A 13367-nucleotide genomic window follows, 5' to 3' on the forward strand; every position below is an offset into this window, starting at 1 on the left:
TGCGCGAAGTTTCTGTGCCCGGGATGAACGCCAACGTTGATCGCAATGAGCAGCCTCCCGCTATGCACCAGAAACATAAGGGCGCCATTGGTTGACCTCTCGTCTCATACTCTTCACTCTTGGGTGTACCTACTGCTGCGAGGCCGCAATGATCCACAAGAACTTGCTTGCTGTCCTTCTTGCCTGTTTCTGGATCGGCTTGGCCTGCCCTGTCGTTGCTCAAACACAAGGAACCTGTATTGTGACACGCGTGGAAGGGCAGGCGGTTGTTTCTGCCAGAGGCGCAGAGACCCAATCCGCAGTCAACGGTTTGGGCTTAGGGTTGAATGCAAAGCTGCGCACGGAAGCTGAGGCACGGGTCACCATGGCGTGCTCTGGTGGTCTTGAAGTCGTCGTGGGCCCCGAGAGCGAGATCGATGTGCTGGGTCTGCTGGATGGTGATACACGCCCCTTTGGACTTCGCCTGATCGACGGCATCGCAGGGTTCCTTTTTTCCTCGGAAGACGGGAGCGGCGTCCAGGTCAGAACACCATCTGCCGTCGCCGCTGTACGCTCCACTGAATGGGCGATGCAAGTCGAGAGTGGCGCGAGCGCCATTTTCACACGAGAGGGCACGGTCTTTGTTGCGGTAGATGGAGCTGATGCACAACTTGGAGCGGGGGAGGGTGTTGATATATCCTCCTCTGGCGAGATCGGTTCGGTCGCGCATTGGGGACAAGCGCGCATTGAGGAGTTCGACGTGCTTCTCGGGGTGGAATGGTAGCACCGGACGGGTTTCGACGCGAATGGCGCATCACCGGGGCGATCGTAGTGCTGTTGAGCCTGTTGATCGCGATCTGGCATCCCGGAGACCGAAGCCCTTTCTGGCAGGGTGTCGAAGGCCGACTGCTTGACGCAAGATTCCTTTCGCGTGGCCCTATATCGCCCCCGGCGGGGGTCGCAATTATTGCGTTTGACGATGCCGCAATGTCACAGCTCGAAACCTTTCCGCCACCTCGATCAGCATTGGCAGAGGCGGTGTCTGTTGCGACCGAAGCTGGCGCGGCAGCGATTGCGTTGGATTTTCTGCTGATTGGTCCGCGTGCGGGCGACAGTGATCTTGCCGAGGCATTGGCCAGGATCAATGCGGTTCTCGGGGTGGCCGAGGCTCCTGTCGATGCTGAGCTGCAAGACCTCAAGGGTGGCGGCTTTTCAGTCGTGATTGCCCCCGAAATAGACAACCCGCTGCCCGCGTTGGGACCGACTGAGACCCTTCGCAGCATGGCGGCGATTGGCCATGTAAATCTGCGCCACGATTCTGATGGGGCAGCTCGCCGACTTGGCGCGGCGCAGTACCTGGCGACCCAAGGCGGGAACATCTGGTATCCTTCGCTCGCCATGGCGGCCTTGAAGGCGTCAGATTCTGAACTGGATTTGCAGTTGAGGTCATCGCCAACCGGCGGGCGTCTTTCAGTCGGGGAAACACAGATCGCATTAGACGGGCAGGGGGCCATCCCCCTGAACTTCTATGGGCAGGCAGGTACGATTCCGACCTATTCCTTCGCAGAGCTTGCTGATCCGGACCTGCGGGGCAAGATCATATTTGTCGGAGCGACCGCAACCGGGTTTGGAGACAGGCATGCGACCTCGTACGATGCTACCTTTCCCGGAGTTGAGTTGCATGCAACCTTGGCTGCAAACGTGATCGAACAGCGTTTTCTGCGGCACGACGCACTAACGTGGTCATGGGACATCGCATTGGCGCTGATCGCGAGCACGCTCGGGTTCTTCGCGGCGAGGCTGGACCGGCCTTGGCTGGGGGTTCTCGCGACCGCCACAGTATTCATCGCATTGGCCATTGTGCTGCAAGCCGCGTTTGTCGCCGGGTGGTGGCTGGACGGGGTCACGGCGATCTTTTCGTTGCTGCTGGGCACCAGTACCGGAGCCGGGTTGCGCCTTGTGCAACATCGTCGACGCGCGGCGAATCTTGCGCTCTATCAATCGCCGCTGCTCGTTGAACGGCTGGCAGATGCGACTAACCCGCGTTTTGAAGCCTCAGCACGGCCCGCAGTCGTGTTGTTTGTCGATGTCGCAAACTTCACGACGCATTCCGAGAGGCTCGGCCCCGAAGGCACGGCTGACTTCTTGCGGCTTTTTCACGGGCTTGTCGAACAGTCCCTGGAACCGCAGCGCGGTATCATTGCACATTTTGCCGGAGATGGTGCCATGGTCGTCTTTGGCCTGCCAGAGCCCGGCCCGGACGATTCAATTCGCGCGCTACGCTTCATAGAGGCTCTCTACGCGGCGGTTGGCGCATGTTCAGACTGGCCAGGTCTCGGCCTAAGGGTTGGGGGACATGCAGGCCCGGTCAAAACCAGTATCATCGGTGGCAAGCGTCACAAACAACTCGCGGTTAGTGGCGATGTGGTGAATACGGCCAGTCGCCTGCAGGATTTTGCAAAATCGCAAAGCGCAGCCATTGCTCTGTCCAGCGCCCTGCTACTGTCAAATCCGGAAACGCGCGAGCATGCAGAACAGATGGGTTTGCGCCCCGCCGGCCAACACACGCTTCGCGGTCGAGCCGAACCGATCGAAATCTGGATGGGCCCGCCGCCGATCGCGGTCGAACCCTAGCTCGGCACCTGTCAGTTAAATCACAAACCCTACCGCAGACGACGGGTGCCGATAAAACTTATGGCAGTTGCCAATGGTTTGAAGGCAATCCTACTCATCGCGAAACGTCTCAGCGAAGGCATCAACCAGAGGGCGCGACAGATAAGATGCGACCAGACGCTCGCCTGTCGTAATATGCACATTTGCAGGCATGCCCGGCACAAGTTCTTGTCCGCCGAGCCGGGCAAGTTCGGCCTCGCTCAGCATAATCTCTGCGCTGTAATAGGGGTTACCGGTCGCCGGATCCGTGAGTGTGTCGGCAGAAACCGATCTCACCTGCCCCTGCAATTCTGGTGTCTGGCCCAGGTTGAAAGCGGTGAAACGCACGATGGCCTCCTGGCCCGGCATCACTCGGTCGATCTCGGTCACCGGGATGTTGGCGGTCAGGATGGTGTCTTCCTGCACTGGCACGATCTCCATGATCGGTTGCCCCGGCGCGATCACCCCGCCCCGCGTGTGAACCGCCAGGTTGAGGATGCGGCCCTCGCCCGGCGCAGTGACGCGGCTGCGTTGCACACGGTCCCAAAGGCTGGCGCGCCGTTCGCGCAGCTCGCGCAATTGCTGGTCGGTCTCGGCCAGATTGATCGCGATTTCCTCGGCGGTGGTGGCGCGCGCGCTCCGCAACTGGCTGTCCACCTCTGCAATCTGCGCTTGCAGGCTCTTGATCTGCGCCGCGTTACCGGACAGGCCCGCGTCGATGTCGAGCTTGCTGCGGCGCACCTCAAGCAGGCGGGTGACCGGCACCAGCCCCTTGTCATGCAGCGAAATGACCGAGGTCAGTTCCTCTTCGGTCAGCGCCATATCAGCCGTCAGTGAATGGCTCTGACTACGCAGCCCGTCGATCTGGGCCGCCAATGCCTGCCGGCGGGTTTCCAGCAAAGCGGCCTCTGCATGCCGGGACTCGCTGCGATTGCGAAAGAGCCGCCATTCCGCGGCGATAATGGCGCGGGTGGTTTCGGTGATTGCAAGGCCCAGATCGGCAGGTGGAAACTCCGCGCCGTCCAGTTCTGCCGTGAGCCGCGCGCGTCGGACCGTCAGATTGGCGATCTGGCTCGCGGTGGCGTTCAGCTCTGTCTGATCCTGGGTGGTATCCAGCTCAAGCAGCACCTGGCCGCGTGTCACTGCCTGATCCTCACGCACGAGGATGTTGGCGACAATCCCACCTTCAAGGTGCTGCACGACCTGCCGATCGGTCTCCAGCCCGACCATACCCGGCGCTACAACCGCGCCGTCAATGCGGGTGTTCAGGCTCCAGACCACCAGCCCGGCCAGCAAACCGACACCCAGCGCGAGGCCTGTGAAGGTCCAGCCGCCGATGCCTTCGGCTGGTACGGGGTCCAAGGTGTTTTTCGCATCAGACATGGGAGGATTCCTTCATTCTGGTTCCAGCCGCCTTACGGGTCTGGTTCTGTGAGTAGGTATTGAGGATTTCCGCACGCGGGCCAAAGGCGGTCACCTGTCCCTTATCCAGCACCAGCACCTTGTCCGCGAGCGCCAGAGCACCTTGCCGATGCGCGATCAGGACGACGGTTTTGCCCCGTGATTTCAGCCGCTCTATGGTCATGTTCAACGCGGTCATCCCGGCCGCATCGAGGTTGGAGTTGGGCTCGTCAAGGATCACCACGGACGGATCGCCAAACAGCGCGCGCGCAAGCCCGATCCGCTGCTTTTCTCCGCCCGACAGAGCGCTGCCGCCTTCGCCAAGCGCTGTGTCATAGGATTTGGGCAACCCCAGGATCAGATCGTGGGCGTTTGCGCCAATCGCAGCAGTTACAATATCCTCGTCTCTTGCATCACTCTGAAATCGCGCGATGTTTTCGCGTACCGTTCCGTCAAAAAGCTCCACGGTTTGGGGCAGATAGCCAACGGTTTCACGCAATTGCAGCGCGTTCCAATAAGCGATATCGGCGCGGTCGATGCGGACATGGCCGCGCATGGCGGCCCAGGCCCCCGTCACCACCCGCGCCAGCGTTGACTTGCCCGAACCGCTGGGCCCAATGACCGCCAGAACCTCGCCCGCGCTGAGCGACAGGCTCACATTCTTGAGCATCGGCTGATTCTGTCCGGGCGCGGCGGCGTAGACGTTCTTGAGCTCGATGTCGCCCTTGGGCGGCGGCAGCTTGATGCTGGTGCCACGCACCGGGTTGTCGATTAACAAGCTGTTGATACGCTTGCCGGCAGCAACCGCTGCCACGCAATGACGCCAGCCGGATATGGCCTGCTCAGCCGGGGCCAGCGCCCGGCCAACAATCACCGAGGCGGCAATGATCGACCCGGCGCTGAGATCGCCACCAATCGCCAGATAGGCCCCAAGCCCCAGCACGACCGATTGCAACAGCATCCGCACGGTGCGCGACAGCGTTGATAGCGACGAGGCCAGATCTCTGGTCCGGCTCTGCCCGCTTTGGGCCCGGTTCTGCAACAGGCTCCATCGGGAATAGAGGTCGCCGCCCATCTTCATCGCGGTGATCACCTCGCTGTTGCGCGCGATATCGGACATGACCCGGTTCGCGCGCGTCTGATCGGTGTTCACCTCGCGCGCCCGGCGCTGGGTCAGGCTGTTATTCAGCACCCCGACCAGAACCAGAAAGACCACACCAGCCAGACCGGCATAGCCCAGATAGGGATGCAGGACATAGGCGCAGGCCAGATAGATCGGGGTCCAGGGCGCATCAAACAGAACGGCTGGGGTTGGTCCGCCCATGAATTCGCGCATAACATTCAGATCCCGCGTGGCGTCATGCCCACCAGTGCCGCCATCTCGCGCTGTCTGCAAAAGCTGGGCGGTGAACACCCGTTCCTGCAAGCGGTTTGCGACGCGATTGCCCAGCCGGACCAACAGCCGCGACCGGACCAAAGACAGCAGGCCAAAGACCGAATAGAGCCCGATCATCACCACCGAAAGACCAATCAGGGTCGGCACGCTCTGGCTGGGCAGCGCGCGGTCATAAACAAGGATCATGAAGAGCGGGCCGGTCAACATCAGCAGGTTGATCAGCAGGCTGAATCCGCCGGTGACAAACAGGCCCGGCAATATGGCCTTGAGCACCCGGTTCAGATCCGGTGTGTGTGCGGTCTGGGATCGCATCGATGCCTCCATCAAAACAGGAAAAACCGGCGGCGGCCTGTTTCCAGACCGCCGCCGTAACCGCGCTTAGAACAGCACGTTGTCTTCGCTCAGATCAGCGGCCTGAACACCCAGCAGGGTGATCGAGTTGTCGTCGCCCAGATCGATCACCAGATCATCGCCGTTCTGAGTGAACGCATCCGAGACGTCCGCGAAGGTCTCGAAATCGAGATCTGCTGAGCTCAGATCCAGCAAGTCCCCATTGGCGAACGCCTCGAAATCGGTGATGACATCGTCGCCGCTATTGCCTTCGAACAGGAAGGTATCCGAGCCGCGATTGCCTTCCAGACGATCATCTCCGGCGCCACCAATCAGCAGGTCATCGCCCAATCCGCCGCAGATCAGGTCGTTGCCCGCGCCGCCATCCAGAACGTCATCGCCACGACCACCTTCAAGGGTGTCGTTGCCGGTGCCGCCTTCGAGGATATCATCGCCACGGCCCCCATCGAGGTTGTCCGCTCCGGCCCCGCCGACGAGCAGATCGTTGCCATTCCCGCCGATAAGATTGTCGTTGCCCTGGCCACCTTCGAGGTTGTCATCCCCGTTGCCGCCCGACAATTCGTCGCCGCCGCCTTGGCCAAAGATATCGTCATCGCCATTGCCGCCATTGACACTATCATTGCCGCCTCCGGCCTCGATCAGGTCATCACCGTTCCCGGCGTTGATCTCATCCGCGTCGGGCGAGCCGACCAGATCGTCATCACCATTGGTGGGGGTGATTTCGATCACTTCTTCTTCCGCAAAGACGAAGTTTTCGGCAACCAACTCGTTGGGTGCGACATTCTCAAGCGTGACCTGAGTGTCTTCGGACAGAGTGATCACCGTGTTGGGGCCGTCCTGCACGATATCCAGATCGTCGATGCTGGTCACACCGAAATCCGACACATCCAGGAAATCACCACCCTCGGCACCGGCACCGAAATCAGCCACGATATCCGATCCGCCATTGCGACGCAGTTGGAACGTGTCGCGACCGGTACCTCCGATCAGCGTGTCATCGCCGATGCCGCCATCAAGCAGGTCATCGCCACGACCGCCATCGACAACATCGTTGCCCGCGCCGCCGAACAGATCGTCGTTGCCGCCTTCGGCCAGATCGACCACGATGCGCAGCAACTGCTCGTCGCCGCCAGTGCGTGTGAAGTCGCCCTCGGTCGGATCAACAATAGTCCCTGCCGCGGTGGTGCCGCCCAGAATGTTGACCGCGGTGCCATCCGGGTTGCCTTCGGAGCCGTTGAACCCCTCATGCTGGCGCACAACGCCGTTTTCCGCCGTACCCTGATCGCGTGCGGTCTGGTTGAGGAAGGCGGCGTCTTCTTCGGTATTGACCTCGGTGCCCGCATCCAGCACGTCGCTGCCAAAGCGTTCGATGACCAGCGGTCCGGCAAAATTCCCATCCGCATCAAAGATGAAATCCTGCAGGGCATCGTCTGGGGACGCCAGGAAGGCATCGTTTGACGGGATCACCATGGTCGCCCAGGTGAAAAAGCCCTGACCAACCGCGTCGGGATTGACGTTCAGCGTGAAACTGGCGCTTTCACCCGGATCAATCGGACCGGGGGCACCGGCACCGCCGATGATCGTGGCGTCCACGCCGCCATCGCCAACCTCCTGGTTGAACTCTGCCGCGATACCTTCGACGCTGCCATCTTCGGCAATCCGTTCCAAGCCGCCACTGGCGGCCTCACCATCGGTCCAGAGATCGAAGTTTTCGCCATCGTGGAAGCCGAACCAGACCGGTGTCAGGAAAGTACCGCCTTCGCCCAGCGTGTTGGTGACGGTCACGGTGATGGCTTCTCCGTCGCCGATTGCATCGCCCCGGATGACGTCGTCACCTGCGCCACCGCTAATGGTGTCGTCGCCCGCACCACCGGCCAACAGGTTTTCGCCCGCATCGCCAGTCAGGTTGTCGTCATTGGCCGAGCCGGTCAGGTTCTCGATGTTGACCAGGGTATCGGCGACCTCGCCATTGGGACCCTGATAGGTTGCCGTCCCTGCCGAAAGATCTGCCGTGACGGCCGTGCCGATATCTTGGAAATCGGCGGTGTCGATACCTTCGCCACCATCGGTGACATCCGAACCGCCGCCGCCACGCAGCACATCATTGCCTGCGCCGCCTTCCAGCACATCCGCGCCGCCGCGACCCACGAGCAGGTCGTTGCCTTCGTTGCCGGTCAGTGTATTGGCACCACCATCACCAAAGAGTTGGTCGTCATTGGCCGAGCCATCCAGATTTTCGAAACCGTCGAAATTCTCGAACACGGTAACGTTTTCGTTCGGCGCATAAGAGGCGCTGCCCGATCCCAGATCAGCAACCACTTCGGCCCCGATATTGATGAAGCTGTTGGTGTCGATACCTTCGCCGCCGCTCAGCACATCCGTGCCGCCGCCACCGGCAATGAAATCGTCGCCATCGCCGCCTTCGATGGTATTCGGAGTTGCGCCGAGCGCGCGAATATCATCGTTGTTCGAGGACCCGGTCACATTCTCGATGCCCGCGAACTCTTCTTCGATTAGAGGGCCGTTGCCGCCGCCGCCATTATAGGACGCCGTGCCGGAGCCGTCGGCATTCACCACCACGGTCACGCCTGCAATCGTCGGGTCCTGTGCGCCGAGGTTGATGTTGCCGAAATCATTGGTGTCAACACCTTCGCCGCCGTCGATGATGTCAACACCACCGCCACCGGACAGAGTGTCGTCGCCGGCACCACCATTGAGCACATCCGCGCCGCCCAGGCCGCTCAGCACGTCATCACCATCAAGCCCGTTCAGCACGTTGGCATTGCCGTCACCGGCCAGAACGTCACCGTCATTTGAACCATCGAGGTTTTCGATGCTGATCAAGCTGTCGGTCTCGATCACCTCGGCAAAGACGTTGCCGTCTTCTTCGGCCGGGTTCAGCCCGTTGATATCACCACCCGCGTCCTGAACGATATCGGTGATGACCGGACCATTAATGCCGGCGGGAGCGTTGTGCAGATGAATCGCGCTGACGCCTGCGACCGGCAGCAGGTCTGAGGTTGCCAGCCCCGATACGGAAAGATCCGAGCTGTAGGTCACATCCGCGCCATCAATCACGATCACCACGGTCCCCTCGCCTGTTGCCAGCGAGTCGCTGGCATTCTCCGGCTCCTGCGCGGCATCCAGAGCGGCGGTCAGTGTGATGGTGCGAATGCCGTTGGTCGTTTCGTCGCTCTGCAGCAACAACTGACCGCGAATCTCACCACCGGGGAAGTCGTTGGTGTGAATGTTGTAATACAGATTGCCCGCCGCCGCTTCGTCGGCGAGCTCCGAGGGGCTTTGATCAGTGGTCAGCGACGCAAGCGGCTGATCGGTCACGACAACCGAGAACCCCGTTTCGCGGCTTGCGCTGCCTGCGGCCAGATCGGCCTCGACCGGAACATCGATATCGGAGTAGACCGCCGTGTCGATATCCGCACCCCCATCAAGCGTGTCATCGCCTAGGCCGCCGGTGAGGGTGTCGTTGCCACCCAGGCCCTGAATATCGTCGTCCCCGGCGGTTCCGGGCAAGTTATCTGCAACGTCCGTGCCGATGATGGGCTGCATATTGCCGTTTTGAATAGTCATGATTTCATCTCCAGATTTCACTCACGGGCTGGATAGGCACCAACCAAAACTGAACCTGTGATCGGAGGAAAACCGGACAACGCTTCAAATTTGAATGGCTGCGCTTCATGTTGAAGAAACGCCAGGATGCGCGTTACCCGATTGTAAATAATAAAAACTTTTCTTTGTTCACACCGGCACAACTAAATTTGAGTCGCGTTTCACTGGGCTTGGCGTTAGCAAATTTGCATGGTTGGTCCTCAAATTGATGGGGCAACGCAATGGGCATGGCGGGCCTGGATGTGAGCTCTGACATAGCGACAAAACAGAATTGGGATCTCTACCGCTTCTTCCTCGCGGCGGCGCGTTCGGGAAGCATCGCGACCGCCTCGAGTGTTCTTGGGGAAAGCCCCGCAACCGTGGGCCGCAAGCTGCGCAAACTTGAAGCCGAGCTGTCGGCCACTCTGTTCGACCGCAGCGTTTCAGGCGTTAAACTGACGCCAAACGGCGCCTCCATTCTCGCCCGCGCGGAACGGATCGAACGCGAGGTTCTGGCAGCTGGCGAGGCCGTGATGAAGGATGATGACCTGTCGCATGGCACGGTCACGGTGGCAGCACCCAGCGGGCTCGGGCAGACAGTGCTGGCGCCCCGCCTGCGCGACCTGCACAATCAGCATCCCAAAGTCCGTGTTCGTCTCACGCTTTCGACCAGGCGGGTGAACCTGCTCAATCGCGAAGCCGATATCGCGGTTCGGATCGGCCCGCCGGAGCAGGAGCGGCTGATCGCGCGCAAACTGGGCGATATTTGGTTTGGGCTCTATGCCTCGCGCCTGTACCTGGCCGAGCTTCCGCCGTTTGAAAGCACCGCCGATCTGGAGGGCCATAACGTCATTGCCGCCATCGGCGCGCTGCAGAAGACCCAGCAATCACTCGAATTTGCCGAGATCGCCCACCGTTGCAACGTGGCGCTCACCACCGACAACATCTTTGCGCAGCTCGAAGCGGTGAAGAGCGGCCTTGGCCTCGCCCCGTTCCCAAAGTACCTTGGCAGGTCAGATGACGATCTGATCGAGGTGCTTCCCGGCTTGCTGAAAAGCACGGCGGATCTATGGGTTCTGACCCATCCTGACATCCGCGGCTTCGCGCGCATCCGTCTGGTTCAGGATTTCATTTCAAACGTGTGCCGGGAAGCCATCTGCGCCTGCAGCAACGCAGATGAACAGAGCACGCAGGCCGAAGCCTATTGCGCATGACCAGTCTGCCGCCGCACATCCGGCAGACCCGCGCATTGCTCGCAGATTACTGCGTTTCTGCTGCCAGATAGGCCATCAGATTGACCACGTCGCTTTCTTTCTTGAGGCCGGGAAACTGCATTGTTGTTCCGGGTACGACCGATTTGGGCGCCGTCAGGAACGCGGCCATGGTTTCATCCGTCCAGACAATACCCGATTGCGCCATCGCGTCAGAGTAATTGAACCCCGCAACTTGGCCAGCCGGTGCCCCCAGAACAGAATGCAGCGTCGGACCTGCGCCGTTGCGACCTTCTTTGAGCTGGTGACAGGCCTTGCATTTCCGAAACACTTTCTTGCCCGCCTTCACATCGCCCTGAAACGCGACGGTCTCGACTTGCGCGGCTTGTGTCGCCGACGCCTGTTTGCCGTCGCTGTCAAACATGAAGCGCGCGGTGACCGGCACGGTGCGGGTGATGCCGGGCAGCGAGGCAAGCTCCATTAACTTGTCGATGCCAGCGTTGATCCCGGCCTCCTCAACACTCAGAAACACCATACCGTTGGTAGAGACCAGCACCCGCGTCTCGGACAGGCGAGCCACAAACATTTCGGCATCAAAAGCGATCTCGGCACCGACCAGAGACAACACCGCCTCGCTATCGATAATGGCGCTGCCACCCACTGCCAACCCGGAAATCTCGGACATGTCGAACCGCGCTTCAAGCGTGGCAGTGCCCGCGTTCCGGAACACATGCTCGATCATCCGCTCGTTACGAATGTCGATATTGGTTTCGACCGATGCAAGATCGATATCGATACGCGCGACGCCATCATCCGAGACCGTGCCGGACAGGGTCTCAAACACATTGACCTCTCCAACCGCGTTTTTCTTGATCGATCCATAGGCCAGGCTGGACGCGTCATTATCCAGCACCCAGCTTTCGGCAAGGGCCGGTGGTGCCGCCGTCACCATCGCAATCGTGATCATGTTCAACAGAAGTTTCATTTCTTTCCTCCAGAATTTGTGACAGCCAAGTCGCAAGCGTTTGGCCCATGTCTGACAAACACCCAAAGGTCCGGATTTATTCGGTGGATACGGAAATGAGATCAGAACACGCCGTTCGGGCGGCGATCGAAACGCATAAACGAAAGGTGTGGCGATTTGGCCTGGCGTTGTCCGGTGCCGCGGATGTCGCCGATGATCTGTTGCAGGCGACATGCCTGCGCGCGTTGGAACGTCACACGCAAGTGACGTCAGAGGCGCGGCTGGATTCCTGGCTTCTGACCATCTGCCGGTCGATCTGGCTGAACGAGGTGCGCGCCCGCACGATCCGCCGCACCCAATCGTTGGCGGTGACCCCCGAAGTTGACCTGATTGCAGGCGGTCCAGACACAGAAACGAATATTTACGCCGCTGAAGTGTTTACCAAAGTGATGGAACTGCCAACGGTTCAGCGTGAAACGGTAATGCTCGTCTTTGTCGAGGGGTATAGCTATCGTGAAGCGGCTGGTCTTCTGGACGTGCCCATCGGAACCATCATGAGCCGATTGTCGGCGGCGCGGCAAAAACTCAGAACCGTGCTTCAGCATCACGAGGCCGTGACGATGCGGCGGGAAATGAAATGACCTTTTCGGACGAAACCCTGCAAGCGTATCTCGACGGCACTCTGGATAGTGAGACCTGCAAGGCCCTTGAGGCAGCGGTGGAAGCTGATCCGGCACTCGAACATCGCTTGATCACGCTAGACCCGTTCGGACCAGCGCTGAAAGAGATATTCGAACCGCTTCCGGGCGAGGACAGGTTGGGCACCCTTGCCGATCCACCTAAGGTCGAAACCGGGCAGGCATCGCCGAAATACGGGCCTTTGGCCCTTGTGGCAGTCTTGGCGGGGCTTGCCACTTTTGGCCTGACATTCTGGCTGACAAGGCCGGATGCGTTGAACTGGCGGGAACAAGTTGCGATCTATCAGGCGCTCTATTCACCGGAGACCATTTCTCAACTCGACACCACTCCGGATGTGCTGGACGAGCAGTTCGCGCGTGCAGAAGCCAAGCTGGGGCGGTCTCTGCAACGTGAAAAACTCGCTGAATTGCCTGGGCTTGAGCTGAAACGCGCGCAGATATTGTCACTGGGCGGCACACCTTTAGTGCAGATCGTTTTTGCCGATCCCGAAGGGCTGCCCATCGCATTCTGCATCCTACAAGGGGATGCCTTATCTGCCAAAAAGGGCGTGATCCGAGGAACCCTGAGCGGTCTGGCAACGGCACATTGGGGAGATGGCAAATACGGCTACATGCTGGTTGGCGGTGATAGCGATGCTGACCTGGAACAGAACCTTGGCGTTCTGACAGGCTTGTTTCAGAGTTGAATTTCCCGTCTGAGATCGCTCTGCGCCAAACATAAAGGCGTCCCCGAAGCGAAAGTTTCATGAGTGCCTCAACCGTCAACCTGGGGCAAATCTCCGGCACCCATCAGGCAATTTTGGCCGGGACACCAAGCGGTTCTGACCCGGGACGGTCCTTACCGCTCTTGCATGGCCAGTCGAATGCCGAGAGCGCAATAGATGCTGCCCACAACTTTACGCGCATGCATCCCTGGCCGAAAACAGCGCAAGACGGCCGTCAGATATGACAAACGCCGCTACAGAAGGCGCAACCGTATCGAGATCATGTTCGCCGGGCTCAAGGATTGGTGGCGGGTGGCGACCCGATACGACAGGCGCTCGAAGGTCTTCCTCTCCCCGATCGCCCTCGCGGCGACCGTCATCGATTGGCTTTGAAATTTAATTAGT

At 60.1% G+C, this 13367-nt stretch carries 9 protein-coding genes and 1 pseudogene; 6 read left to right on the forward strand and 4 right to left on the reverse strand.

Annotated elements, in window-relative coordinates:
• The first annotated feature begins 148 nt into the window (after nucleotides 1-148).
• Complete coding sequence (locus tag AB1E34_RS10755; RefSeq protein WP_372572345.1) at nucleotides 149-763, forward strand: FecR domain-containing protein; 615 nt, start codon at nucleotides 149-151, stop codon at nucleotides 761-763.
• Nucleotides 757-2613 carry a CHASE2 domain-containing protein gene (locus AB1E34_RS10760; protein WP_372572346.1) on the forward strand — a complete coding sequence of 619 codons (1857 nt, stop codon included), beginning with the start codon at nucleotides 757-759 and terminating at the stop codon, nucleotides 2611-2613. Before AB1E34_RS10755 ends, AB1E34_RS10760 begins: the two co-directional genes overlap by 7 nt.
• Nucleotides 2614-2703: 90 nt before the next feature.
• Here the strand turns inward: AB1E34_RS10760 and AB1E34_RS10765 are convergent, their stop codons facing one another.
• The 3 genes from AB1E34_RS10765 to AB1E34_RS10775 all read right to left on the reverse strand — a co-directional run bounded on the left by AB1E34_RS10765 (nucleotide 2704) and on the right by AB1E34_RS10775 (nucleotide 9367).
• On the reverse strand, nucleotides 2704-4014 hold the full coding sequence (locus AB1E34_RS10765; protein ID WP_372572347.1) for an HlyD family type I secretion periplasmic adaptor subunit: 1311 nt from the start codon (nucleotides 4012-4014) through the stop codon (nucleotides 2704-2706).
• Complete coding sequence (locus AB1E34_RS10770) at nucleotides 4007-5740, reverse strand: type I secretion system permease/ATPase (RefSeq protein WP_372572348.1); 1734 nt, start codon at nucleotides 5738-5740, stop codon at nucleotides 4007-4009. The genes AB1E34_RS10765 and AB1E34_RS10770 overlap by 8 nt, the downstream gene beginning before the upstream one ends.
• A 66-nt stretch (nucleotides 5741-5806) precedes the next feature.
• Complete coding sequence (locus tag AB1E34_RS10775; protein ID WP_372572349.1) at nucleotides 5807-9367, reverse strand: spondin domain-containing protein; 3561 nt, start codon at nucleotides 9365-9367, stop codon at nucleotides 5807-5809.
• 260 nt (nucleotides 9368-9627) lie between these two features.
• Between AB1E34_RS10775 and AB1E34_RS10780 the strand changes: the two genes are divergently transcribed.
• Nucleotides 9628-10599: a LysR family transcriptional regulator gene (locus AB1E34_RS10780; protein WP_372572350.1), complete on the forward strand. Its 972-nt coding sequence runs from the start codon at nucleotides 9628-9630 to the stop codon at nucleotides 10597-10599.
• Between the two features lie 46 nt (nucleotides 10600-10645).
• On the opposite strand, the gene AB1E34_RS10785 is transcribed toward AB1E34_RS10780, so the two are convergent.
• Nucleotides 10646-11581, reverse strand: a complete 936-nt coding sequence (locus AB1E34_RS10785) for a c-type cytochrome (protein ID WP_372572351.1) — start codon at nucleotides 11579-11581, stop codon at nucleotides 10646-10648.
• 95 nt (nucleotides 11582-11676) lie between these two features.
• On the opposite strand from AB1E34_RS10785, the gene AB1E34_RS10790 reads away from it, so the two are divergent.
• The 3 genes and pseudogenes from AB1E34_RS10790 to AB1E34_RS10800 all read left to right on the forward strand — a co-directional run.
• The gene (locus AB1E34_RS10790; protein ID WP_372572352.1) at nucleotides 11677-12201 is read left to right on the forward strand and encodes an RNA polymerase sigma factor; all 525 of its coding nucleotides are present in this window, start codon (nucleotides 11677-11679) and stop codon (nucleotides 12199-12201) included.
• Entirely contained in the window at nucleotides 12198-12944 is a 747-nt protein-coding gene (locus AB1E34_RS10795) for an anti-sigma factor family protein (protein WP_372572353.1), read from the forward strand. Before AB1E34_RS10790 ends, AB1E34_RS10795 begins: the two co-directional genes overlap by 4 nt.
• Before the next feature lie 210 nt (nucleotides 12945-13154).
• Nucleotides 13155-13355, forward strand: a pseudogene (locus tag AB1E34_RS10800) (transposase); the annotation flags it as partial.
• Nucleotides 13356-13367 lie beyond the last annotated feature (12 nt).

Origin of the sequence: Ruegeria jejuensis, assembly GCF_041537905.1 — a bacterium.
Taxonomy (GTDB): domain Bacteria; phylum Pseudomonadota; class Alphaproteobacteria; order Rhodobacterales; family Rhodobacteraceae; genus Ruegeria_C.